Annotated in this window: 22 protein-coding genes; 9 read left to right on the forward strand and 13 right to left on the reverse strand. The window is 44.4% G+C overall.

Annotated features, from left to right (window positions below):
- Positions 1-70: 70 nt before the first annotated feature.
- The 12 genes from galB to ACEN2L_RS01115 all read right to left on the reverse strand — a co-directional run bounded on the left by galB (position 71) and on the right by ACEN2L_RS01115 (position 16580).
- Complete coding sequence (gene galB / locus ACEN2L_RS01060) at positions 71-2836, reverse strand: beta-galactosidase GalB (protein ID WP_441741378.1); 2766 nt, start codon at positions 2834-2836, stop codon at positions 71-73.
- 273 nt (positions 2837-3109) lie between these two features.
- A complete protein-coding gene (locus tag ACEN2L_RS01065) occupies positions 3110-4339 on the reverse strand; it encodes an ABC transporter permease (protein WP_441741381.1) in 1230 nt (409 codons plus the stop codon).
- Positions 4336-5058 (reverse strand): ABC transporter ATP-binding protein, encoded by a 723-nt coding sequence (locus ACEN2L_RS01070; RefSeq protein WP_441741384.1) that lies wholly within the window; start codon positions 5056-5058, stop codon positions 4336-4338. The genes ACEN2L_RS01065 and ACEN2L_RS01070 overlap by 4 nt, the downstream gene beginning before the upstream one ends.
- Positions 5058-6533 (reverse strand): efflux RND transporter periplasmic adaptor subunit, encoded by a 1476-nt coding sequence (locus ACEN2L_RS01075; protein ID WP_441741387.1) that lies wholly within the window; start codon positions 6531-6533, stop codon positions 5058-5060. The genes ACEN2L_RS01070 and ACEN2L_RS01075 overlap by 1 nt, the downstream gene beginning before the upstream one ends.
- A gap of 186 nt (positions 6534-6719) precedes the next feature.
- Positions 6720-8153, reverse strand: a complete 1434-nt coding sequence (locus ACEN2L_RS01080) for an aldehyde dehydrogenase family protein (protein WP_441741389.1) — start codon at positions 8151-8153, stop codon at positions 6720-6722.
- A gap of 9 nt (positions 8154-8162) precedes the next feature.
- On the reverse strand, positions 8163-9803 hold the full coding sequence (locus ACEN2L_RS01085) for an acetolactate synthase large subunit (RefSeq protein WP_441741390.1): 1641 nt from the start codon (positions 9801-9803) through the stop codon (positions 8163-8165).
- A 221-nt stretch (positions 9804-10024) separates the two neighbouring features.
- On the reverse strand, positions 10025-10612 hold the full coding sequence (locus tag ACEN2L_RS01090; protein ID WP_441741391.1) for an antibiotic biosynthesis monooxygenase: 588 nt from the start codon (positions 10610-10612) through the stop codon (positions 10025-10027).
- A 7-nt stretch (positions 10613-10619) separates the two neighbouring features.
- Complete coding sequence (locus ACEN2L_RS01095) at positions 10620-11018, reverse strand: OsmC family protein (RefSeq protein WP_441741392.1); 399 nt, start codon at positions 11016-11018, stop codon at positions 10620-10622.
- A 23-nt stretch (positions 11019-11041) separates the two neighbouring features.
- Positions 11042-11950 (reverse strand): pirin family protein, encoded by a 909-nt coding sequence (locus ACEN2L_RS01100; protein WP_441741393.1) that lies wholly within the window; start codon positions 11948-11950, stop codon positions 11042-11044.
- Between the two features lie 159 nt (positions 11951-12109).
- On the reverse strand, positions 12110-14374 hold the full coding sequence (locus ACEN2L_RS01105) for a CehA/McbA family metallohydrolase (RefSeq protein WP_441741394.1): 2265 nt from the start codon (positions 14372-14374) through the stop codon (positions 12110-12112).
- Between the two features lie 202 nt (positions 14375-14576).
- On the reverse strand, positions 14577-16025 hold the full coding sequence (locus ACEN2L_RS01110; protein WP_441741395.1) for an adenosine deaminase family protein: 1449 nt from the start codon (positions 16023-16025) through the stop codon (positions 14577-14579).
- A gap of 51 nt (positions 16026-16076) precedes the next feature.
- On the reverse strand, positions 16077-16580 hold the full coding sequence (locus tag ACEN2L_RS01115) for a hypothetical protein (protein WP_441741396.1): 504 nt from the start codon (positions 16578-16580) through the stop codon (positions 16077-16079).
- 340 nt (positions 16581-16920) lie between these two features.
- Here ACEN2L_RS01115 and ACEN2L_RS01120 point away from each other — a divergent pair, with 340 nt between their 5' ends.
- Both ACEN2L_RS01120 and ACEN2L_RS01125 read left to right on the forward strand, forming a co-directional pair.
- Positions 16921-17481: a BON domain-containing protein gene (locus ACEN2L_RS01120; protein WP_441741397.1), complete on the forward strand. Its 561-nt coding sequence runs from the start codon at positions 16921-16923 to the stop codon at positions 17479-17481.
- A 124-nt stretch (positions 17482-17605) separates the two neighbouring features.
- Positions 17606-17755 (forward strand): hypothetical protein, encoded by a 150-nt coding sequence (locus tag ACEN2L_RS01125; protein WP_441741398.1) that lies wholly within the window; start codon positions 17606-17608, stop codon positions 17753-17755.
- 156 nt (positions 17756-17911) lie between these two features.
- Here ACEN2L_RS01125 and ACEN2L_RS01130 read toward each other — a convergent pair whose 3' ends face one another.
- Positions 17912-18325 carry a hypothetical protein gene (locus tag ACEN2L_RS01130; RefSeq protein WP_441741399.1) on the reverse strand — a complete coding sequence of 138 codons (414 nt, stop codon included), beginning with the start codon at positions 18323-18325 and terminating at the stop codon, positions 17912-17914.
- A 370-nt stretch (positions 18326-18695) separates the two neighbouring features.
- On the opposite strand from ACEN2L_RS01130, the gene ACEN2L_RS01135 reads away from it, so the two are divergent.
- The 7 genes from ACEN2L_RS01135 (at position 18696) to ACEN2L_RS01165 (ending at position 25355) form a co-directional block, all read left to right on the forward strand.
- Positions 18696-18974, forward strand: coding sequence for a hypothetical protein (locus ACEN2L_RS01135; protein WP_441741400.1), 279 nt, complete (start codon positions 18696-18698; stop codon positions 18972-18974).
- Between the two features lie 1098 nt (positions 18975-20072).
- A complete protein-coding gene (locus ACEN2L_RS01140) occupies positions 20073-21563 on the forward strand; it encodes a SulP family inorganic anion transporter (protein ID WP_306023053.1) in 1491 nt (496 codons plus the stop codon).
- A 10-nt stretch (positions 21564-21573) separates the two neighbouring features.
- Complete coding sequence (locus ACEN2L_RS01145; RefSeq protein WP_441741401.1) at positions 21574-22440, forward strand: universal stress protein; 867 nt, start codon at positions 21574-21576, stop codon at positions 22438-22440.
- A 15-nt stretch (positions 22441-22455) separates the two neighbouring features.
- Positions 22456-22794 carry an FKBP-type peptidyl-prolyl cis-trans isomerase gene (locus ACEN2L_RS01150; RefSeq protein WP_441741402.1) on the forward strand — a complete coding sequence of 113 codons (339 nt, stop codon included), beginning with the start codon at positions 22456-22458 and terminating at the stop codon, positions 22792-22794.
- 12 nt (positions 22795-22806) lie between these two features.
- Positions 22807-23448 (forward strand): glutaredoxin 2, encoded by a 642-nt coding sequence (gene grxB, locus ACEN2L_RS01155; protein ID WP_306023056.1) that lies wholly within the window; start codon positions 22807-22809, stop codon positions 23446-23448.
- A gap of 96 nt (positions 23449-23544) precedes the next feature.
- Positions 23545-24627, forward strand: a complete 1083-nt coding sequence (locus ACEN2L_RS01160; protein ID WP_441741403.1) for a PLP-dependent cysteine synthase family protein — start codon at positions 23545-23547, stop codon at positions 24625-24627.
- Between the two features lie 152 nt (positions 24628-24779).
- On the forward strand, positions 24780-25355 hold the full coding sequence (locus ACEN2L_RS01165; RefSeq protein WP_441741404.1) for a hypothetical protein: 576 nt from the start codon (positions 24780-24782) through the stop codon (positions 25353-25355).
- The last annotated feature ends 108 nt before the right edge of the window (positions 25356-25463 follow it).

Genomic DNA, 25463 nt, shown 5'->3' on the forward strand with positions numbered 1-25463 from the left:
TTAACGTTTTGTTTTTAAAGAGCTTATTGCCATAGCAAAACGACAACAAGCGTCTTTTTTTTGCAACTAATTAGTTCGCTTCAGTCACAATATTGGCCGTTTGAGTGGGTAAACCTTCCGATTCAACTCTTAAAACCAGTTTACCCGCTTGGCCTTTTCTGCCTTTGACAATAACCAAAGCCAAGCCATTAAAGGCTGCTCGTTGATGCGAGGCAAACGACACTAAATTAGTGGCATCACCATTGTCGGTAGCAACGATTTCACCAGGACCGTCAAGTGAGAAACTCAACTGGTTGTTCGCTCGGGGCACCGTTAAGCCGTTTTCATCTTGCACTTTAATGGTCACAAAGGATAAATCTACACCATCTGCTTGGATAGTTTGACGATCGGCTTTTACTAATAATTTACTCGCAGCACCTGTGGTGCTAACACTTGCCTGTGCCCAAGGCTTCCCCAATTTGTAGGCTTGTGCTGTTAGCTCACCCGGCTCATATACCACATCATCCCAGCGGATACGGCTGGCAAATTCAGCCTTGGCTTGACGTCCTAAGGACTTACCATTGAGGAACAACTCCACCTCATCGCCTGAGGTAAATACGTGTATCGGTGTGACCTCACCAACCCGCTCTGGCCAATTCCAGTGAGGTAAAATATGCACCATGGGAAAATCAGGTCGCCACATGGATTGATACAGGTAAAACCGATCTTTTTTGAAGCCTGCTAAATCAATCACCCCAAAGTAAGAACTGCGCGCACCGTAATACGGAGTCGGCTCTCCTAGGTAATCCCAGCCACTCCAGACAAAACCTCCTGACACGAAAGGATGTTGTGCCAATGAAGCCAAAACCTTATCCGCTGACGAGCCAAATTGCGCAGTATAAAGTTCGTAAGCACTAACTTGCTGCGTAACAGGATCCCCACCAGCACCGTCTGTGATAGGCGCACTGATGCCTTTGGTCACAGGAAATAAATACTCACCCCGCGAGCTTACCGCTGCGGCGTTTTCGCTGCTCATGATCATTTTGTCAGGAAAGGCATGATGAAATGCTGGATACAATGGCTCGGTACGGATACCTTGTAAATGCAAATATTCAGGTGCATTGCGTATGCCTTCGCCTTGATAATTCAAACTAATAGTGTCCATTACCGCAGGTAAAGGCATGTGTGGTTTAGCGTAGTTCATGGAGGTTGCAGTGGGCCGCGACCTATCTTCTTGTTTCACAATATCATGTAAACGCTGCGCAATTTCGGCACCGTCTTCAGCGGTATATTGTTCACCCACTTCATTGCCAATACTCCACATGATCACCGAAGGACTATTACGGTCTCGGCGAATAAAAGCCCTCAAGTCAGGTTCAGCCCAGTCAGGAAATATTAAATGAAAATCCAAAGGTGTCTTTTTACGCGCCCAAACATCAAATATTTCGTCGATAACCACAAAACCCATTTTGTCAGTTAATTCGAGTAACTCAGATGCGGGTGGATTGTGCGCCAAGCGAATGGCATTTACGCCCATTTCTCTTAGTAATGCTAACTGACGCTGTGCGGCTCGAACGTTAAACGCCGCGCCCAACGCGCCTAAATCATGATGCTGATTAACCCCTTGAAAATAAATATGCTCACCGTTAACAAACAAACCGTTTTTACCATCAAAACGCAAATCTCGAATGCCAAAACGAGTTTCATATTCATCTACCACGATACCGTTTTGCAGCACTCGAGTTAGCGCCAAATACCGATTAGGCACTTGATTGGGCAAAGGCCCCCATAAATTAGGATTGTTGATCTTCACCGTGCCTTCAACGGTACTTGAGCCACCCGCTTCTATTAAAACTGGATCCGTATTAATAGTCGCAACGGCTTGCTTGGCAATATTGTCTGTTGAATCGAAAGTGTAAAACTGAGTTTGGCTACTGACTTCAATGCTCTGCTGCGAGTCGTTATCGATATCGATCGCAATACTGACTTGCGCGCTTTCTTGGGACACATTTGCTGTTTGTACATGCGTTCCCCACTGACCTACATGCACCGGATTAGTTTTTGTTAACCACACATTGCGATATAAACCACCACCAGGATACCAGCGAGAAGAAGCAGGAGGATTGTCTAAACGAATCGCCAATTGATTTTTACCGGAACGCTTGACGTACGGTGTTAAATCTAAACGCCAAGACGCATAGCCATAAGGCCACCCACCCACTAAATGGCCATTAAGCCACACCATGGCATAAGACATCGCGCCATCTACATCTAAGAAGATGGATTTGCTGGCATCGGCTGCGCTTAATTCAAAACTATTGCGATACCACGCTACGCCTGGGCTGGGCAACCGCCCCATGCCACCACCTACCGGTGCATTGTCACCCTTGTAAAAAGGGCCATTAATCGCCCAATCATGTGGCACTTGTACACTCTGCCACTGAGCATCGTCAAAGTCAGCTTGAATAAAAGGAAAACCGTCAGCAATAGCGGGTTCCCCCACAGGACGCTGGTGTTGCTGACCAGACTCAGCAATAAACGGATTTGCGCTAGGTAAAATCCAGGGTTTTAACACAAAGGCAGTCGATTCCACATCAACGGCTTCGGTAGGTTTGGCATCCGCTTGTTTGCCATCTTCGTCCGATTCTATTTGAGGTCTAACGTCATAAATTAAGGGATCGGCTTGACTGGCATCGAGGTATTTATAAAAACGCCAGTTCGTGTCTAACAACACCCGCTCACGACTTACCACTGTCGTTTCAGTCTCAAGTGGTGTGTCTTGTTTGCTGCAACTTAAAAGAATCAAACACCAGCTACTGAGTAAAACCAACCCCATTACATCACTTAACTTTTTCATTTTTAGCCTTTTGGTATCATTTGTTGCGTCACATCGCCTTAGCCACCGATGGCAAATAAGCATCATGATGACAAGGAAGTACAAAAATTAACGGTAGACTGTAACGAAGTAACAAATATTTAACTAGTTAAGGTGGCTTAGGATTTTTACAAACCCGCTTACTTTATTAATTTACCCAACACAACGATGGCTTTCTTACATTATTCCAAGGTGTTATCTGTCACTATCGTGGTGCTGAAAAATGGCTGTTACACAACGATAGTTGGTAAAAAGCTATTCGTACCGTAAAGCATCTATCGGCTCTAAGCGTGAGGCTTTTAATGCCGGATAGTAGCCAAAAAACACCCCAATAAAGGCAGAAAAACCCAGGCTTAGCAGCACCACGTCACTATCAATCACTCCACCCGCGCCAATGCCATAATTGTTACCTAAAAACACAAACAAATAGGCTATAACAACGCCGATAGCACCACCTAAACCGCAGAGCACAATTGACTCGATTAAAAACTGGGTGAGAATATCTGCAGGTTTTGCCCCTACTGCCATGCGTAAACCAATTTCTCGCGTGCGCTCGGTCACTGACACTAACATGATATTCATGATGCCAATGCCGCCAACGACTAAACTAACTGAGGCTACCCATGCTAATAGCGTATTAAATACCTGCATGGTTTCGGCTCGCGTAGCGATCATTTCTGACACATTGCGGATCCGAAACATATCATCACCATTAACGGGTATGCGCATACGTTGGCGCAGCAAACGGGTCATTTCTGTCTCGATATAATCCATGTCCTCACCATCATAGGCACTGACTTGAATAAAACGCACTGACTTGGGATTTGTTGAATCGATACCGGTGATTTTATTGCGCACTGTTTTAATGGGCAAAAACAGCACATCATCTTGATCTTCACCGCGAGCGTCTTGGCCTTTCGCGGCCAAGACCCCAACCACCGTCACGTTGAAGTTTTTCACACGAATGGTTTGCCCCAGCGCTTCACTCACACCAAATAATTCTTGTCTGATTCGCTCACCAATAATGGCTACTTTTGCACCGCTGTTTATTTCTTGCGTGCTAAACTCACGCCCTGTGGCGATGGGCCAATCGCGCACCACAAAATAACGATTATCAATACCACTTATCTCAGTTGACCAATTTAGGTTGCCGTAAATTACTTGCCCATTCGCGCTTAAATAAGGCGCTGCAGACTCAACCCCCGGTACTTGTTTTTCAATAAGATTGGCATCGTCTTCATTGATTTTAACCACTGATGAGGCACGGGCACCACCACTGGCCCGAAACGACCCCGTGACAAAAAACACATTGCCACCTAACGACTTAATCTGGTCGTCTACCTTTTGCTGAGCGCCCGCTCCCATGGCCACCATAATAATCACCGCAGCCACACCGATAATGATACCCAGCATGGTCAAAAAGCTGCGTAATAAATTCACTCTAAGCGCAGTGGTGGCGGTTTTTAATAAGATAAATAGCTTCATTGGCCAAGCCCATCACTGGCTAAACGAGGCTGAGGGTTAAGCTCATCGGCAATAAGCGCACCGTCTCGAAAGGTCAGCTTACGGCTCGCAAATTCAGCGATATCAGGTTCATGGGTTACTAATATGATGGTCTTGCCTTGCTGATTTAATTGCTGAAATAAGGCCATGACTTCAAGACCGGTTTGCGTATCCAACGCACCGGTTGGCTCATCGGCTAAAATCATCACAGGCTCATTCACTAGCGCTCTGGCAATCGCCACACGTTGCTGCTGTCCACCTGATAACTGCGACGGATGATGGTACAGACGGTTACCCAAGCCGACTTTTTCTAAACATTGTTTGGCACGAGCAGACCAGTGAGACTCAGGCACTTCGCTGTACAAGAGCGGCAACGTAACATTGTCTAGTGCGGTCGTGCGTGGTAGTAAATTAAATTGTTGAAATACAAAGCCAATGCGTTGATTGCGAATAGTAGCCAATTCATTCTTGGTTAAATTAGCCAGCTCAATCCCATCGAGTGCAATGCTGCCTTCACTGGCAATATCCAAACAGCCTAATAAGTTCATCATAGTAGACTTACCCGAACCCGACGAGCCCATAATGGCGACAAACTCTCCTTGCTGAATCTCTAAGTCTACGCCTTTTAAAGCAAAGACTCGCTCTTCGCCCATTTGATACACCTTTTTAGCCTGACTCACCTTAATTAAGGCCGCTGACATTAGCTACTGACCTTTTGCGCACGCACAATAACAAGGTCGCCTTCTTGTAACTCGTCCGATACCAGCTCACTGTATTCCAAATCAGCAATACCCACTCTAACGTTGACCCGCTGCGGCTCACCGTCACGTAACACCCATACCACCGCGCGCTGAAGTTCATTGTTGTTTCCTTCGCTGCGTGGTTTTCGGCGCTGTTGGTTTAACGCTTGATATTGCTCCATTTGTTCTGCACTTAAAAAACTACGAAGTTCAATGTCCATTTGCGCCCGAATCTTTTTCATGGCGTCGTTCGGCCCAGCTGGCGGACCACCACCCATGTTTGAACGGGACTCACGAGCAGCTAACATGGATTTTTGCATGGTCGCCATAGCATCTGCTAACAACTTGCTTTGTTCGGCGCTTAAACTTAACTGTTCAGCGAGGTCCTTCACTCTGGCCGACATATCTGGCCCAGAGCGTTCGCCATTAGTGGATTGGCCTTCTGGGGTAAAACGCAGTGCTGAATTACTCACGCGCAATACGTTGTCACGCTCACCTAAGATAATATCGACATTGGCTGTCATACCGGGCAGCAGCAACAAATCTTTGTTTTCTACACTAATAATGACTTTGTAAGTTACCACGTTGCTGGTGACGGTGGCGGCTTTACGTACTTGAGATACCACGCCGGTAAACTTACGCTCAGGATAGGCATCAACGGTAAACTTCACACCTTGGTGTTGTTTAATACGCCCGATATCTGCCTCATCAACGTCTGCTTCAATTTGCATGTTAACGAGATCTTGAGCGATAGAAAAAAGAGTGGGTGCAGATAAACTGGCAGATACTGCTTGGCCTTTATCCACTTGACGGTCAATAATCACTCCATCCACTGGTGAGCGAATATACGTTCGGTCTAAATCAAGTTTGGCCTGTTCTAAGCTGGATAATGATTGCTGAACTCGGGCCTCTCCCACCAAAATAGCCGCATTAGCGGTTTCAATACTGACCTTAGCCAACTGATACGAGGTTTCACTGATGTCTAACTCTGAGGTACTGACTAGATTTTTTGCCCGCAATTCACGGGTACGTTGATACTCGCGTTCAGCCAGTTTCTCTTCGGTTTGAGCTTTACTCAGTCCCGCTTGTAATTGCACCAAAGACGCTCTTGCAGAGGCTAAATCAGCTTCACTTTGGCGTAATTTAGATTGTACGGTTCTGTCGTCAATACGAGCAATCACTTGGCCACTCGTCACGACATCATTAAAATCCACATTGAGCTGCGAGATCAATCCTGACAATTCGGATCCTACATCAACGGTCACCACTGGCGAAATTGCCCCTGAGGAATTGACGGTACTTTCAATTTTACCAACGCTCAAGGCTTGAGTATGATATTTGATTTGTTCGGCGTTTTGCTCAGGGTAGTACCACCACACCAAAAAGACAGCCAGCAAAACCACGCAGGCTGTTTTAACGATTGTTTGCGTTTTCATAATTCCCTTTTAGTAAATGGCAAGTAACAAAATATGACACGATTACGGTAGATTAGAGCACGGAACCCGGCCCGGGTGTGTCAAGTTATGTAAAGTTGCAAGCCCAAGCTGTTTCAAAACGTAACATGGCTGCGCACAAAAAAGGCCACTAACAAGTGGCCTTTCATATGAGAAGCGCTGACTACCCTATTTTTGCGGTGTACGTAACACCATCAAACGTAACTCGGTCATGTCTTCCATCGCAAATTTGATGCCTTCACGGCCAAGTCCGGACTCTTTCACGCCGCCATAAGGCATGTTATCAACCCGCCAACTGGGTACATCGCCAATCACAACACCGCCCACATCTAGCTCATCCCACGCTTTATGGGCTTTATAGATGTCACGGGTAAAAATACCCGCTTGTAAGCCAAATTGACTGTTATTCACTTCTTTTAAAGCGTCGTCAAAATCGCTAAAAGACGCAATTATCGATACTGGACCAAAGGCTTCCTCGGCATTAATACTGGCATCTACGGGAACGTTTTCAAGCACACAGGCTTGTAACATGGCACCTTTACGCTCACCGCCACACAATATATCAGCGCCCGCCTCTTTAGCTTGTTTGATCCACTTTTCAAGGCGCTCTGCTTCAGAATCAGAAATCATCGGCCCGATAAAGGTCTTCTCATCTTTGGGATCGCCATGCACCAAGTTAGCCACTTTTTCGACATAACGTTGTTTAAACTCGGCAAACAGTTTTTCATGTACCAGTATGCGCTGCACGCTGATACAACTTTGCCCCGATTGGTAATACGCTCCAAAAATGATGCGTTCGATGGCATCATCTAAGTCCGCATCTTCGTCTACTACACAAGCGGCATTCCCACCAAGCTCTAGTACTACCGGCTTTTTACCGGCTTTGGCTTTCAGCGCCCAGCCCACGTCAGGTGAGCCAGTAAAGCTTAATAATTTAAAGCGTTCGTCTGTGGTAAATAAATCCGCGCCATCACGGGTACAGGGCAGAATCGAAAATGCCCCTGCAGGTAAATCGGTCTCAGCTAAAATTTCACCAATGATAATCGCGCCTAAGGGGGTACGACTGGCCGGCTTTAACACAAAGGCACAACCGGTTGCTAAAGCAGGGGCAATTTTATGCGCCGCTAAGTTAAGTGGAAAGTTAAAGGGTGAGATAAATGAACACGGGCCAATTGGCACTCGCTTGTACATGCCTTGATAGCCTTTTGCTCGAGGCGTAATCTCAAGGTTCATTACTTCACCGTGCATGCGCACCGATTCTTCAGCAGCAATGCGGAAGGTATCAATCAGTCGCGTCACTTCACCTTTCGCATCTTTGATCGGTTTACCTGCTTCAATACACAGGGCATCGGCTAACTCGTCAAAACGTTCTTCAAAGCGTTTTACACAATGATTGAGGATGGCTTGACGCTCATAGGGACGCATTTTATTTAGCAAAGGCTGCGCTTTTTCAGCCGCAGCAATGGCCGCGTCAATCACAGATGCATCAGCCATGGCGACACGCGTCGCCACTTCACCGCTGTATTTGTCCGTGACTTCCAGTTTTTCATTGGCATATACGGCCTTATTGGCCAAATAATAGGGATACGATTTTGCTAGCATATTCACTCCTTATAAAGCTTTGCTACGTTCACGGATGGTGCGATTCAAGGTTTCATCATTTAGGCTGTAATCAACCGGCACATCAATGACATGTACGCCAGGCGAAGCCAAACACAACCCCACTAACTCTTCGAGCGCTTCTGTTGCAGTAACTCGCCAACCTTTTGCGCCATAACTCTCTGCGTATTTAACGAAATCAGGATTACCATAATCTAAGCCAAAGTTATCGAATTCCATATGCGCTTGTTTCCACTTGATCATGCCGTAGGCATCGTCTCGCAGTATAATCACCACAATGTGCAAACCTAAACGCACTGCCGTCTCTAACTCTTGGCTGTTCATCATAAACCCACCATCACCACACACACTGATCACAGACTTTTCAGGATGGACCATTTTAGCGGCAATCGCAGAAGGCAGCCCTGCCCCCATGGTAGCTAAGGCATTATCAAGCAATAAAGTATTTGGAAACGCAGCGGGATAATTTCTGGCAAACCAGATTTTGTATACCCCATTATCTAAGGTAACAATGCCATCTTTTGGCATCACTTTACGGATACCCTTAACAAATCGCTCAGGCAGAATAGGAAAACGACTGTCATCTTCTAATTCAGCACGATGGGCAATGTAGGCCTCATTCACTTTTTTAAAGAAAGAAAATTCCCAATCCGTTTGCACCTTAATGGCTTCTTTAATTTGCCAAATACTGTTGGCAATATCGCCTATGACTTCGACTTGTGGAAAATAAACCGGGTCAATTACCGCACCATCAAAGTTGATATGAATGACTTTTTTGCCATCGTGATGCATGAAAAACGGTGGTTTTTCTACCACATCATGACCTACGTTAATAATCAGGTCGGCTTTATTAATCGCACGATGCACAAAGTCACCATCAGACAGTGACGTATTGCCCATAAAAAGATCGTCAGACTCGTCTAAAACGCCCTTACCCATTTGGGTTGTTACGTAAGGGATACCGGTTTTATTGACAAACTCTCGTAACATTTTGCTGGTCAATTTGCGATTTGCACCAGCACCGATGAGTAACAGGGGCGATTGTGATTGCTCGATGAGTTTCACTGCACGATCAATAGCTTTGTACTCGGCAATGGGACGGCGGTACAAACTGGCTGGTATTAATTGGGCGCTGGTGGTTTCAGCAGCGATATCTTCAGGTAGTTCAATGTGCACCGCACCGGGGCGTTCGTTATGTGCAATACGAAAGGCCTCTCGCACAATCGAAGGAATACGATCACCACTGACCACTTGCGTCGTGTATTTGGTAATGGGCCTCATCATATCGACCACATCAATGACTTGAAAGCGACCTTGTTTACTGGTTTTGATCGGTTTTTGTCCCGTAATCATCAACATGGGCATTGCCCCTAATTGGGCATACGCTGCTGGGGTAACTAGGTTGGTTGCGCCCGGACCTAACGTTGATAAACACACACCAACATTGCCCGTCAATCGGCCGTAAGTAGCGGCCATAAAGCCCGCTCCTTGTTCATGGCGGGTAAGTATTAACTTAATAGTTGATTCGCGTAGTGATTCGAGTAAATCGAGGTTTTCCTCTCCCGGAATACCAAAAATGTATTCCACACCTTCTGCTTCAAGGGCTTTTACAAATAAATCTGATGCTTTCATGCTCTCTCCGTTTTATTAGGCCCATGACCAAAAAGCCACTGACCACTGAGGTCATCAAACTGTAGACGAGATAATTATTTAAAACAGGGCGATATTTTTTTATTCCCCCCTTTGTTAAGCAGTTAACTTAACAACAATAACCAAGGCGACTTAGGGCAGTCGAATCATTCGTGTTTAGTACATGTGTTAACCTGAGGCTAAATTGAAGAAAATCAAGCTATTTAGCGAAATAACCAGCTTGAGGTCAATCTCACTAGTCGCGGCATAATCACATAAACCACCATAGCAACAACAATGGCCACCACGATACCCTGCCGTAAAACAGGGTGTGCCGAAAAAACAAAAAGGTCTTCTATAGGCTTTAGCATAGTCGGCACCATCATAGTTAATGGCCAGATAACACCTGTGGTCAGTAACCATTGTTTCCACCTAGTGGCTACTTTGTTTGGTGCAGGGGATTGGGTAAACCAAAAATCAATGCCATTATAAAGCTCAAGCATTTCTAGCTCGTGAAACAAAGTTTCACTTTCTGCTAATAGACTTTTTCGTTCAGCTGAATTGAGCCAATTATGAGCTAACTTTTCACTAGAAAAGCGCACGGCTATCTCGAATTTATTGTCGCCATGGGCAGGGCGTAAAACATGTACCCCTTGATGACCCGGAAATTTTGCCGCAGCAGGAATAATTTGCTTGAGCCACAGTTCGTAAGCGGCCTGATTAACCGGCTGCACCTTGTGGCGAATAATCAGAGATACCGCACTACCATTTGTAGCTAATTCATCAGATTGAAGAGGAGTTGGAGTTGTCATAATAGAGTCATCTTACCTGAGAGTGCACTTCGGTTTTTACCGCGGTCATTAATTTATGGATTGGGCACTTGTCGGCAATCGCTTCCAGTGTTTTACGCTGTTCATCGCTTATCTCTCCATTTAATATTAACTGCACATTAAGTACGTAAACCCCCTGCGTTTCGCGACTATTATCTCGCTCAATTTCAACATCAACACTTAATAGTGGGATCTGTTTTCGCTTGGCATACATCAACAGAGTAATCGCTTTGCAGGATGCCAAAGAGGCATCATATAAATCGTGAGGGTCGGGACCAGAATCATCACCACCCAAGGCTACAGCCACATCAGAAATCACCGTGTGATGATTGATACTGATGGTTTGGCGAAAAGTGCCTGTGTCACTTTTTTGTATACTGATAGTCATAAGACGTCCTTATTTGGATTGGATTAATAGGGAATAAACTCTTCTTCGTCTCCCTCTACTTTGGCAAATTTGCCTTCACGCCAATCTTGTTTTGCTTGTTCGATACGCGCTTTGCGGCTTGAGATAAAATTCCACTCAACGTAGCGTTTACCGACATTTTCACCACCAATAATCGCTAACCTTGTATCAGTGCTGGCTTCAATACTCACTAAGGTATCAGGTGATAACACGACCATCGAATGTTCAACGATGTGGCTACCCGCTACAGTGAGACTTCCTTGTACGACATAAATGGCACGTTCTTGGGCCTCAGGCATCTCAAGTGTTTGCCCCGAAGTCATGAATGCCTCAACATATAGGGTAGAAGCATAAGTCAATACGGGTGAAGTCAGCCCATACGCTGAACCCATTAAAATCCTAACTGCAACGCCATTTACGTAAGTCACAGGGATGGTATTTGCAGGATAGTGATAAAATGCAGGATCAATTTCTTCGTCTTTTTCAGGAAGAGCTAACCATAGTTGCAAACCATGTAATTTGTGTTCGCTTTTATTGACGTCTTCCCGTTCACGCTCTGAATGCACTATCCCTTTACCTGCGACCATCAAGTTAATGTCCCCAGGATTGATAGTGGCATAGCTACCTAGCGAATCTCGATGCAGGATTTCTCCTTCAAACAAATAACTTACTGTCGCCAAATTAATGTGCGGATGAGGCCTAACGTTTACCCCTGAGCCAGCGGGAAAGGTTGTGGGACCAAAATGGTCGAAAAATATCCACGGTCCCACCAACTTGCGTTTAGCTGAAGGCAAAGTACGCCTGACCACAAATTCGCCCAAGTCTTTTTCATTGGGCGCGATTACAAGTGCAATGGCGTTATTTGCCGTGTTTTGTGTATCGCACTCTGCGCTGACCTTATTTTCAATACTCATCGTTGCTACCCACAGTCATGTTTCAACGCAGTGTAGTTCTCAAAAGCATGAATAAAAAATCGAATAAATAGGGTTTACGTTTCGAAAGACTCGAACGGTAGGGCTGACACTCAGCAAACACCGCACTCAAACTGGGCGGCGCTGCTTGGGTATATTGCTTTAAAACTGCGACTTGTCGACCATTTTAAGCCAAACTGGGTTAGAAAACGCCTTATGGCCTTTTTTATCTTCCACCACCATGCTTAGCCAACCTGACTGCGGTGGCACGACAAAACTAACACTGGCTTTCATCCCCGCTAAGCGCTGCTCTTTGATAAGCCCGTCTTTTCCTATTAATTTAACCGAGCTTAATCCGCTCACTGCCACCAAATCAAACTGAACAGTTTGTGGCTGATTCTCAGCGAGCGTTAGTGTGTCGCCAAACATCAGGTTTTTAGGGTAAATGATTGGACCAAATGACACATAAGAACGGCCATTTTTCATGGCTTGAGCAAATGCGTCTGCGTTGGGTTTGTTGCCTGTGTAGACAAACATACGGACATGGCCACTGCTCTCATTTAACACATCATGGGTGTCGGTACCTGCAGTGTAATAATAGGGTAAACCTGCAGACCAGAGCTGACGGGCTTTATTAATAGCGTGGGTGTAATCCACTTCTGAATTTATTTCAATTAAATCGATGTTGGGATGAAAGCCACCAGGCACCGTATTCTGCTGCAAACTACTGAAATACCCATAAGGTATGTAGGGGTGATTAGTTGCCACCACCGACGCTCCCATGCGCTGCGCATCCTCAAGAATATCTCTAATGCTATCCACACCGGGATCAACAGATAAGCTCAGGCCTTTTTTAATAGGAAAGGCGTTAAAATGCCCCCAAGAAGGCGAGATCTCTATAGACGGAATAAATGGCACATCACGTTGGTCTGATAAAGCTTGAATCGCGGCGTGATTACTTGTTGAGTCATGATCACTGACAAAGGTGACAGACAGACCCGCAGCAAGTTGCGAACGTACTAACATTTCTGGCGAGCTTGACCCTTCAAGAACATCAGCATGATGATGCAAATCGCCTGAATACCACCCCTGTTGGATTGGGTACGTGTTAACGGGAATTTCAGCAAGTAAACCCGTGGTTTTATTGGCAACAATATTGGCATCAAGCACGATGGCTGGCGCGGTAAAGTCGCCACCAGCAGAAACACTTAACTGATATTGCCCAGGCGCCAACGTAAACTGAGCTAGGCCAACAGGATTTAACTGAGTAAAAAAGGTTTTTGCCCCTAAAAATTCCACGAGGGGTTTATTGCCCTTTTCGATTTGAATTTTTGCATCTAAGGCCGTCCTTGTTTGAGCGTCAAGCACCTGAATACTCACCGCACCTGGGGCGAACAAATCATTAAATGACAATGAGGCGGTTTCATTGGCGTAGACACGAACTTTATGTTTAGCGCTGTTAGAATAGCCCTTGGCGGTTGCGTAAACCTCGTAATCACCTACCGGTAAATCAAGGGCATATTGCCCCTTTTTACCCATCACCCACACGTAGGGCAAACCCGCTTTCAGCACCACCACGGTTGGCTCTGAAACAGACTTACCTTCTTTGGTGTGCACTGTGCCCAGCAAGTTACCCGCCGGGAGATGTTTACGTTGTATTTCAGCCTTAACGACAGGTGCAATATCACCGCTGGGCAATACTTGATATTCCCCTTCAAAAACCGTGGACTGTGACTTTTTCAGACTGTGTTGCTGGTAAAGATCACGAGATTTGTAGCGAACTTGACTCATATAGGGTGCATGTAAAGCAATCGCCCAATCTGCGTCATACCCCACAAAACGGTCTGTGATAGGGTTATCAATGACTTGGCCTTCTTCACTAAAACCTGGCACCGCAAACTTATAACCACCGTCGGGCCACAAGGTAAAACCAGACAATAAATCTGTGGCTTCTTCCCCTTGATTTGTCATGGTTGTAGTAACCCGAATGCGATCTGAGCCAGCAGCTAGGCGATAAATCGTCGTTATCAGCATTTCACCAAAATCACGAGTCAGCTTTACCACCGCTTCTTCTTCCGTATCGTTAATGATATCAAGCAGTTGATAAGTATTAGGCCAGCTCGACCAGTTGTTAGGAATAAAATCAGCAAAGGCAACCCGGTCTTCGTTCAGCGAGCCGTCAGGGTTAACGTTGGTCATATCAACAATGCATCCGCGGGCCACGCCCCAAGGCGGCGCAGAGCCAATGGCTAACGAGAAGGCCAACTTGTCGTTTTTAATGGTGATATCGTTATCAGACTTCGCATTACCGCCAGGGATCGGAGTTTTACCTTGCACGATAGACACACTAGCGAGGGCTGCTTTTGTGCCACTTAAGGCTAAGACAAAAACGCTCATAAACAAGCAGAAGTAGTAGGGTTTAAACATGAAAATTACCTAAGATATGATGAAATTACGCTGAGCAGCCTACAGAGGGTAAACGCTGTGCTAACGCTTATCAATGGCTACAGGGCTGTTGAGTATTGAAAACAGCCGATTAAACGTGTGTAAAAAACAGAATGATGACTGCATTTAGTCAGCATTAAACGCAGTCACATAAACAGCTAACAGGCCAATAATGCGATTGGCTTTAGCGCTTACACAAAGCATAACGCTGACAAATAAAACCCCGTTTTTCAGCCTTAGTGGCTTTTAACAGTGACATACCTTGGTGTTTGAAGTCTTTGACAAATTTGTCAACTCTCGCCTCGTACTGCCCTAACAATCGCTGCTTAGTGGCTTCATCCACAAAACTGTATTTCAGCGAGTTTTCTCCCAGTTTTACGAGCTCTTGCCATGACAAATTAAATTCTTTAACGGCGATAAAGTATTCATCGGTCATGGTGGAATCCCACATACCTCTGTCGTCGGTTGATAAGGCAACGGGAATACCCGTGCGTAAGTATTCAGGAAAAGGATGCTGTTGGTAGTCATCAACGTATTCGAGCAATAAATTACTGACTAAATTAATTTCAACTAGCGCTTGACCATTGCGCATCAATAACAAGGTTTGCGGATCATCAATTAAGTTAAGCCCGTGCCCAATGCGCGTCGCACCCAGCAGTAAGGTATCGCGCACATGAAAATTGGGTTCGTCGACTTCACCCGCATGGATCGACAAATCAATAGCCGGCAAGCTTGAGCGAAGTTTACGCAAAGTAGGCAAAAAACGCAGCGGATAGCCTTTGTCGTTATCTTCACGGCCCGCCATATTAATGCCCACGTATAGGTCGCGATGCTTGTCTACAAATCGATAAATCCATTCTAACTGCTGCTCGGCATCCGGCGTAAAACGTAACAATGTGTATTGTAGGCGGGCGGTAACCCCAGAACTTCTCGCATCTTTTTGCGTTAAGCGTTTGCGGTAAATATCTACCACTTGTTCGGCAGAAAACGAAGTGCCGTCGGCGCGTAGCATATTACGCGCACCAATTTGGGTTTCAAGATACACCACGTTTTCTTGACCCAAAGCTTGCATGTTTTTAACTAACATCTCGGCTTGAATATAAGGGTTGAACATTAACTCATTCAAACGGGGCCAATGTTTTTCAAAAAATTCGTTACGCCCTTCGTTCGACTTATCTAATCGTATGCTATTTAGCCAACCTTGTTTTTCAGACGCGCTCAGGTCACTGAGTAATTTGTATTGGGATTGCTCGCACTCACTCAGTTGTTGATAGTGGCTGTGCTGGATATTGCGAAAAGCCAAAAAATCGCCGATAGACACGTATTCAGAGCTATTGTCACTTTGGCACGAGTGAGCAAAAAGTTGCGTATAATAGCGATAACCGCCGTTGCGTTTTGGCTCACTCGCCAATTCAAACCACCATTCACTAAAATTTGAACCGCCCAAGTGATGATGTAAATCGCCGCCTTTTGGCAACAAATATAAAAAGTTGTATAGCTGCTCTGAGGTAGCCTGTTGTTTGAACGTTTCAAACCACAGCGCCGGAATAGGCTGGCTAGCCTGCACTAATCCACTGAACACTACGCAACTCATCAGCATCAAGCCATGTAATTTTTTAACTATTTTTTTCATTGTATTTACCTAGGCTTTGTTATTTGTACTTTTATTAAAGATGTACTGGTTTTACTCACTTTCTAAACGTAGCACGTCCCATCCCCATTCTGATGTAGGTAAAGCAAGGTGATGGGCAAATTGCTGGTATTCTCGTTTACCGAGAGCGTGTACTACCGTTTTAAATTGCGCTTTTGCTTTTATGGCGCGTACCTGTAACAGGTCTAAACGTTTTTCAGCATTATCATCAAATAGCTTATCCCTAATGCTGGCGATTTTTTCACTTGCCAGATAAAAATCTATCACGTATTCAATCAATCTAAGGTAAACCGACAGAATGCGTTTATTTTTGATGGGCAGGGCTAAACCAAATTTTTCTACTTCAGCCACAAATACCAGTTGGCTATAGTCTTGTGCTATCAGGCTGAGGTTTTGTATTGCAATGCAGAATTGTTTTAGCAAATTCACGTAGGCCTGAGGCACCACGTGATTAGTCGCTTGCAACTTACCACTGTAATCAGCCAATTCAGTACAAACCATATCAAGAGAAACCAATTGGCGAGTCAGCGTTAACATTTACTTCCTGATAATTAAGACAAAAAAACGAACTGGCCTTAGTGTGCCATAAACTCTCGGGCAAGGGATAACCATCACGTGAAGTTTATCCCCACAGCCAGCGAGAGTTGATCTGTCATGTCGATTACCCTTCCCAATTAAACGGCCGGGACACTTAGTAAGAATTCATCTATTTACTATGAAATTTTTACATGTCGCTCTGTAATCGTTCCCTAAGCACGATTATGCCACCCATCTCAAATGCAAAATATATCCTTTAAAATCATGTATTTAGTTATTGGCACTGTTCTCGCATGAGTTATTTCGCAACAACACAGACATAAAATAACAGGAGATATTTATGAAACGTTCAATTTGTTCTTTACTTGTAATAAGCGCATTGAGTGGTGTTACTTTGTCAGCAAACGCTAGTAACGACTGGGAAGCCGGAGCTAAAGATGCATGGATAGATGGCAAAGCCGAAACAACCCTTCTACTAAACGGTAACTTAAACTCTTTTGATATCAACACTGATGTTCAAAACGGTAAAGTCATCCTAACCGGTAAAGTGGAAAGCAAGGTTGATAAAGCCTTGGCTGAAGAATTGGTGGCCGACCTTGATGGCGTGACCAGTGTCGTTAACGAACTAACAGTAGTTAACGAAGACGAAGATAACGACAGCGAGATGATGGTTACTTTAAAAGACGCCAAAGTTGAAACGGTAGTTAAAACCAAGCTATTAATGGAATCTGAGGTAAGCGGTACCGACATCGAAGTTGAAGTGAATCAAGGCGTGGTTACATTAAGCGGAACGGTTGACTCAGACGCTGAGTTAGATTTGGCCGAAGCTATTGCCAAAAATACCACTGACGTAACTGAAGTGGTTAACAACTTAAAACTTGCTCCTTCAAAAGTATCTTAATTTTGAAAGCAAAGCAGACAGGGCGCAATGGCGCCCTGCCTACCTTTTCATAGAAAAGTTTTAGCAATACCAGCATATTTAACCACGGTCCCGCGTGACCAATACCATCATAGTAGTACCTAATATGTTAAAAAAATATTTTACTAAGACCACCCGTAAATCGCCGCAAAAAAACCAAGTACCAGTCGTCCATTACAACTGGTTTGCCCGCTTTGAAAGCCAACCTAGCGACAATCAAGGCAACATCACGAATCATCCACCTGCTACATCCTAATGGTGTACGAGTATGGCTTAATTTATTAAATGACACTTTCAGTGAAAGATGCGCAAGTGGTGCCAAACAGGTTATTTCTAGGTATGAACACGTCTAACTTGGGTGAATTAACAAGTACTGCTCACTTGATCTCAAGCATCTTTGGCGAATTGCTGATTAATTGTGAGGTTTGTGACTGTTTTTCTTTGCCAATTTCCAACAGTAGTGACCAGCAGGAATGAGTAAAATTAATAGCAAGATGGCAAACAAGCCTTTCTCTGGATTGCCTGTTGAGAATCGATAAATAGTGCCAGCGAACACTCCTGCCCCGACTAAGGAAAATATACATATAATTGAAAAAGGCGACAGTAGGTTGCCACCCTGTTTCTCATCCCTAAAAATGGCTCGATAACTCAATTTGCCAAACCATGCTACAAGTAGGGCAATGATTGAGCAAAAAAGTACTATTTCGAGTGAAATACCTCCTTTCCACAAGACGAATCCAATGAGTGACAAAAAAGCTAAGCAGATAGCTGAGGTCACTAAAGCAAACCCCGCTCGGTAAAAGCGACTCACGTCTAGTTCGAACATACTAATTCCTGTTATTGACCCACGAGCATAGAGTGATGAGAAGGTGCTGCGGCGGAAAAAGTATGGTCAGCTCTGTTCATCGAAAAATGGATAACCTTCGGATACCACCGGGGCTACGTTCGCCATTTCAACCGACGACAATACTGCCTCATTTGATGCGTTAACTCAATTTATTGAAAAAAAAGATGAACTGAAAATGGGTTGAAAGAGGGTCAGGGAAACACATGTTTTGCTTAACTGGGGGAGTTATACCAACGCTCTTTTAGAGGGTGATAATAGCTTGCTAAAATGTGCAGCGAAGCGAAACTGATAGCAGTCCCGCTTTAAATTCTTGTTAGGTTAACTTATCTTCTTTAAGCGCATAGATAACATGATTAAAAGCCCTGTTGTGATGCCTGTAGAAATTGAACCACTTAATCCATATGATATAAATAACGGCTTTAAAAATAAAAGTGACATTAAAAAAAAGGGAATGAACAATATTGCTGCAATTTTTAAATTGAGAAAAGGTTTTACTCCTTTAGAGCAGTGTGGACAAAACTTAGTTTTACTAAAACCATTAACAGCCTTAGAAAATACACTTACTTTTTTTTCACAGTGTGGGCATTTCATCCTAACTTCCTTTGTTAACCTAACGCTTTACATATAGCGGTTTTAGAAGCGCTTTTTCAGCGAGTAAAATTCCCACCATGATGCACTTGTATGGATAATCTTTCCTTAAATTCATGCTTAATCCATTTCAGTTTTAAGTAAAGTGAGGCCCAAGCTTTCGCAGCAACTAAAGCCTTGTATGTTTCATGTTAATACAACCATTTTTAATTGAGCGACTAGTTCCTTTAGTAAGAAAGTCGAATAACCTACACAAATAATATAGGGAAAAAATAGCACCAGTCCAAAAATATGTGACTCTTCTTTTTTCATATACCGGCTTGGAATAAAAAACTTTTTACCCACCACTTTTAAGCAAATTTTGTTGAAAACATAGAAGTATGCGAAGAAAAACCATAGCAAGCTTACTAATGCACCTTCTGGCCGCAAGAAAGCAAAAATAATACAGCAACCTAACAATAGCCAATAAAAATGGGGATTTGGTTTAAATGGAATCAACCTTGACCTCTAATATTTCCTTGAAACATAACAATTTATTAGTCGACTAATTGGGGTGATTAAACACGGCAATTGTCCTATTGTACATAGGCAAATTATTTATACTATCTTTACGTTTCTCTTTTAGAAGCCCTTTTTTATATTTGCGCAAAACTTAGCAGTCGAAATACCACATGTGTCGGTGTTCTACTCTTATTGAACGCCCCCAAGCGACAGTAAATCCATACACAATTTCACAAAGAAAATGACGGTCCAATACGAACGACTATGTTTCACTTTATGATTTTGCAACAGGCGTCAAAATAGGGTTTTAAGGTTGGCCCTGTTGCCCCCATGTATGCGCTTGCCACCCAAATTGCGTCAAACATGGTTAACAAAGGTCAGTGATATTGTTTTGACCCTTCAATGCCTGTGCACAATCAAGTAAACTACGCGTCAAGTTGATTCATTAAAACCGTGATTTTGACATGCAATTACCACACTCCTTGTTTTGAGCTTGCAGTGTGTGTCGTCTTCATCCCGACTTGTTCACTGTGAACCTTGCTCGGTAAATTTTTAATTTGAATTTTATTACAGCCTCACGTTATATCAATCAGATACCGCGGTAGGCTCAACTATGTTGGATAAAACAAGGTAGATCATGTTCGAAAAATATAAACAAGAGTGGTTCTCAAATGTACGAGGCGATTTACTTGCAGGAACCGTTGTGGCTTTGGCCTTGATTCCTGAAGCAATTGCTTTTTCAATTATTGCTGGTGTTGATCCTAAAGTAGGTTTGTATGCCTCTTTTTGTATCGCGGTGATTATTGCTTTTGTCGGTGGTCGTCCGGGCATGATTTCTGCGGCAACGGGCGCGATGGCCTTATTAATGGTTACCTTGGTAAAAGAACATGGCTTGGAATATTTGTTGGCCGCGACCTTACTCACCGGTTTACTGCAAATTCTCGCGGGCTACTTAAAGCTCGGCAGTTTGATGCGCTTTGTTTCGCGCTCAGTAGTGACTGGTTTTGTAAATGCCTTGGCTATTTTAATTTTTATGGCCCAATTACCTGAATTAACTGACGTGACGTGGCATGTATATGCCATGACTGCTGCTGGTTTAGGCATTATTTATTTGTTTCCTTATTTACCTGTTATCGGTAAAAGCATCCCCTCTCCTCTGGTGTGTATTGTGGTATTAACCGCAGTGGCCATGATGGTTGGCCTAGATATTCGTACCGTGGGCGATATGGGTGAGCTACCCGACACATTACCTATTTTCTTGTGGCCAGACGTGCCGCTTAATACAGAAACCTTAATGATTATCTTGCCCTACTCTATCGGGTTAGCGGTTGTGGGGTTGCTGGAGTCAATGATGACAGAAACCATCGTCGATGATTTAACCGATACCACCAGTGATCGTAATCAAGAGTGTAAGGGTCAAGGTATGGCTAACATTGGTGCTGGTTTACTAGGTGGTATGGCCGGCTGTGCCATGATTGGTCAATCCATTATCAACGTTAAATCAGGTGGCCGCGGCCGCTTATCGACCTTTGTGGCAGGTTTATTTTTAATTATCATGGTGGTGTTTTTAGACCAGTGGATTAAGCAAATTCCCATGGCCGCTTTGGTCGCGGTAATGATCATGGTATCGATTGGTACGTTTTCTTGGACCTCGATTACTGATCTTAACAAAAACCCCTTATCTTCAAGTATTGTGATGATAGCAACGGTCATTGTAGTGGTATTTACCCATAACTTGGCCTTAGGCGTCATGGTGGGTGTGCTGTTGGCTACCCTGTTTTTCGCCAATAAAATCGGCCGTTTTATGGTGGTTAAATCTGACAATACTGAGCAGAGCGACGAGCGCACTTACCAGGTTATTGGCCAAGTATTTTTTGCTTCTTCTGAGCAATTTGTTGCCTCTTTTGACTTTAAAGAAGCTGTCGAAAGGATCAAAATAGATTTATCTCAGGCCCACTTTTGGGATATCACATCGGTATCGGCACTAGACAAAGTGGTGATTAAATTCCGTCGTGAAGGCGCCTCTGTTGAGTTAATCGGCATGAACGATGCTACCGCCACAGTTGTTGACAAGTTTGGTGTGCACAACGACGCAGCCGAAGTTGAAAAACTCATGGGCGGCCACTAAGGAGAATAATATGAATAAAATAATAGCCTGTATCGATGGCTCGGTAGTAACCAGTGCCATTTGTGAAGCCGCCGCGTGGTCAGCAAAGCAATTAACCCAACCCATTCTATTTTTGCATACTATTGAGCGCCCGCAGCAACACGGCGCCGATGATTTAACCGGCGCCATTGGTTTAGGCGCGCGCAGCAGTTTATTAAAAGAAATGGCAGCACTTGACGCACAACGAGGCAAGTTAGCACTGAGTCATGGCAAAGAAATGTTAGCTGCGGCCGCTGACCACGTGGCCCGTTTAGGCATCGTGGATATTGAACAAAAACAACGTCATGGCGATGTGATAGATGCGATTAGTGAGCTAGAAACTGAAGCACGTTTGGTGATTGTGGGCCGCAGTGGTGAAGGCCATGAAAGCGCTGGTACTAAAGCAAAGTTTAAAGTACTCGGTTCGCACATCGAGTCATTGATCCGCAGTGTACATACACCTTTGGTGATAGTACCGAGTACTTTCAGCGCGCCGAAAAATTTCATGCTGGCCTACGATGGCCGTGAAACCGCCGACAAAGCCATTGATAAGATTATCAGCGGCGGCTTGCTCAATAGCTTAGCGTGTCACCTAGTCATGGTAAAAAATAATGAGTCAGCCCAAGCCGAAAAGCTTGCTGGCGCAGAGGCGAAGTTAAAAAGCCAAGGTTTTACGGTGACGGCGACCTTACTCGAAGGCAATATCGTTGAGTCACTACTTAGCTATCAACAACAAAACGCTATCGACTTGTTGGTTATGGGCGCCTTTGCCCACTCTAAAATTCGCCAGTTGTTTTTGGGCAGCAATACCATTGGCATGATAGAGCGCAGCACTAGCCCGCTGATCGTTTTACGTTAACAAAGTAGCAGCATTATGGAAAACGCAGTCAAAATTGATGACATCAAAGTAGGGACAGGGGCCGCAGTAAAACGCGGCGCCTTAATCACGGCCCATTACCGCGGCTGGTTAGAAGACGGCACCGAATTTGATTCGTCTTATAAAAACGACGCCCCCTTTCAAACCGTATTAAGCAATAAACGGGTGATTCAAGGTTGGGTGTTGGGCTTACAAGGCATGCAAGCAGGCGGTAAACGTCAGTTATGGATACCGGCCCATTTAGCTTATGGTGAAAGACAAGTTGGTGAGATGATACCTGCCAATGCCAACCTACAGTTTGAAATTGATTTAATCGAAGTGCTAAACAGAGACTAGGAAACGACCATCATGAAGTTGTATCAATATCATCATTGCCCCTATTGCGTTCGCGCTGACATGGTGGCCAACTATAAAAATGTTCAACATGAAAAAGTGTATTTACTGAATGATGATGAACAAAGCTGTTACGACTTGGTGAATGCCAAGATGGTGCCTATTTTACAGTTAGATAACGGCACTGCCATGGGCGAGAGTTTAGACATTGTAGCTAAATTAGACGAAGTAGGTGATACCAGTAAAGTCATTGCACCTAAGGCCACGGGTGATGAAATAGACGCAATGTTTGCTGCAATTAAAACCTCTACCCGCATATTGACGTATCCACGCACTATCCTTATCGGTTTACCAGAATTTGCCACGCAATCTGCCTGTGACTATTTTCAAGCTAAAAAAGAAAAGATGATTGAGATGTCATTTGCACAAGCCATGATGATGTCAGAAAAACACATCGAGATTGTTAACCAAGTACTGGCCACCCTTCCCTCTTTTTCAATCAGTGCGGTGTTGAGCATGGATGACATCCTCACTTTCCCGATATTACGTAATTTGAGTATGGTAAAAGGTGTCGTGTTTACGGCTAATACCTTAAGTTACATTCAGCATATTGCGGCACTGACACGCAGTGAAACTTATTTTGCAAAGGCTATTTAACAGCGCTGTTTACCCATCAAGTTTGCTGAGTAAACCCGGCATTATTGCCCGCGCACATTTAACTAAGGGCACATGCTCACAATCCACAGGTATAGAATGAGCCTTATTAATACTAAAAAAGAGTGGTTAGCCAAAGCAATTGGCATCATCAACGCTGATTTTAACCGGTCATCAGATACCCATTTAATTAAGGTCGATTTGCCTTGTTTTAGTGGCGTGTCGTTGTATTTAAAAGATGAGTCTACTCATCCTACTGGCAGTTTAAAACACCGATTAGCCCGTTCGTTGTTTTTGTATGGTTTGTGTAATGGTTTGATCAATCAAGACTCTACGATCATTGAATCATCCTCTGGCAGTACTGCCATTTCAGAAGCGTATTTTGCGCGTTTATTAGGCTTGCGTTTTATTGCTGTAGTGCCCAAGAGTACCGCCAGTGAAAAGATTAAGCAGATTGAATTTTATGGTGGTGAATGCTGTAAAGTAGAGCCCAGTGAAATCTACATCAGGGCGCAGCAACTCGCGACTGAGCTGAACGGCCATTATATGGATCAGTTTACCAATGCTGAACGTGCCACCGATTGGCGAGGCAATAACAATATTGCTGACAGCATTTTTGCCCAAATGGCTTTAGAGCCCCATAAAATACCCAGTTGGATTGTAGTAAGTGCTGGTACTGGCGGCACTTCAGCGACTATTGGTCGCTATTTGCGTTACAACCCAGAGTTACACCTGCACACACAATTAGCCGTGGTTGACCCTGATAACTCCGTATTTTATGACTATTTTCAACACCGTGACGTGACGCTGACAAGTGGTAAAGGGTCGCGTATAGAAGGCATTGGCAGGCCGCGAGTCGAGCCGTCATTTTTACCCGATGTTATTGATCAAATGATCCACGTGCCTGATGCGGCATCTATCGCGACCATGCGTTGGCTTGAGAGCATTTTAGGCCGTAAATGTGGCGGTTCCACGGGTACCAACGTTTACGGAGCGCTGAAACTCATTGCGCAAATGATCAAAAACAAACAACAAGGCAGTGTGGTCAGCATGATTTGTGATTCTGGCGAACGTTATCTCAACACCTATTACAACGATGAATGGGTTGCCCAGCAGCGACTCGATTTAGCGCCTTACACTCAGCAATTAGAACAATTCATTAAAACAGGCGAGCTTAGCTAATTGCTATAAGCTCGCCATATTTCTGACGCATCGTAAATATGCCTAAAGTTACGGTATCACAAAACAAGTAAGCCATTGATTAGAATAACAATAACCTCAATGGCATAAACTCTGCTAAAGCTAACTCAGTCATTCTAGTCATTGAGTTAACTGTGCTAAATACCACTTCTTTTGCGCCCATTTTAGTGAACAGCGCCTTGCTGCCTAATAACCTTAGGTTGAACCAAATTACCACTGGTCGCGCTGACATATTGCCTTCTTTGATGCCCCAGCTAGCATTAGCCAGTGGCGTTAAGCCCGCTCATTATTTGGCACAAACCGATGAGTACATGGTTCTTGAAACCAGGCAGTTACTGAACCGTTTAGCGAAGGTGATGCAAAGCGATGAACTACCGGCAATGTCAGCCTTTTACTTAGAACTTAACAATAATCGTTTATGTATCAAAAGCCCAGCAGGCGAAATACCGACCTTAAGCGTTAAGGCCAATCAAGATCCATGGTGCATTGGAGCTTTTAGCTGGTTACACGCTAATTATGTGGCCCTCGTACATTCTGTGGAGTTAAGACATTTTGCTGCGCTCTACCAGCGCAATAAATCACAAGCTTTATTACAATATCGCCATTTTGACGAGCCCAACAATGGCCTGCTTTGCAGATTAATGTATCAAGCCGAGGCATTGACTCTGTGCTGGGAGTCGCCCCTTGAGTTGTTTTACCCCATAAAGTAAATGACCTCTGTTGTGGTCACCTAAGGCAGAGACAATGACCGTCGTCACTGATAGCTGACCAACATTTAATGCGCACTCACCCTTACCTTACGGTGCTACCTTAGGTAT

The organism is Flavobacterium sp. W21_SRS_FM6, assembly GCF_052119645.1.
In the GTDB taxonomy this organism is placed as follows: domain Bacteria; phylum Pseudomonadota; class Gammaproteobacteria; order Enterobacterales; family Alteromonadaceae; genus Paraglaciecola.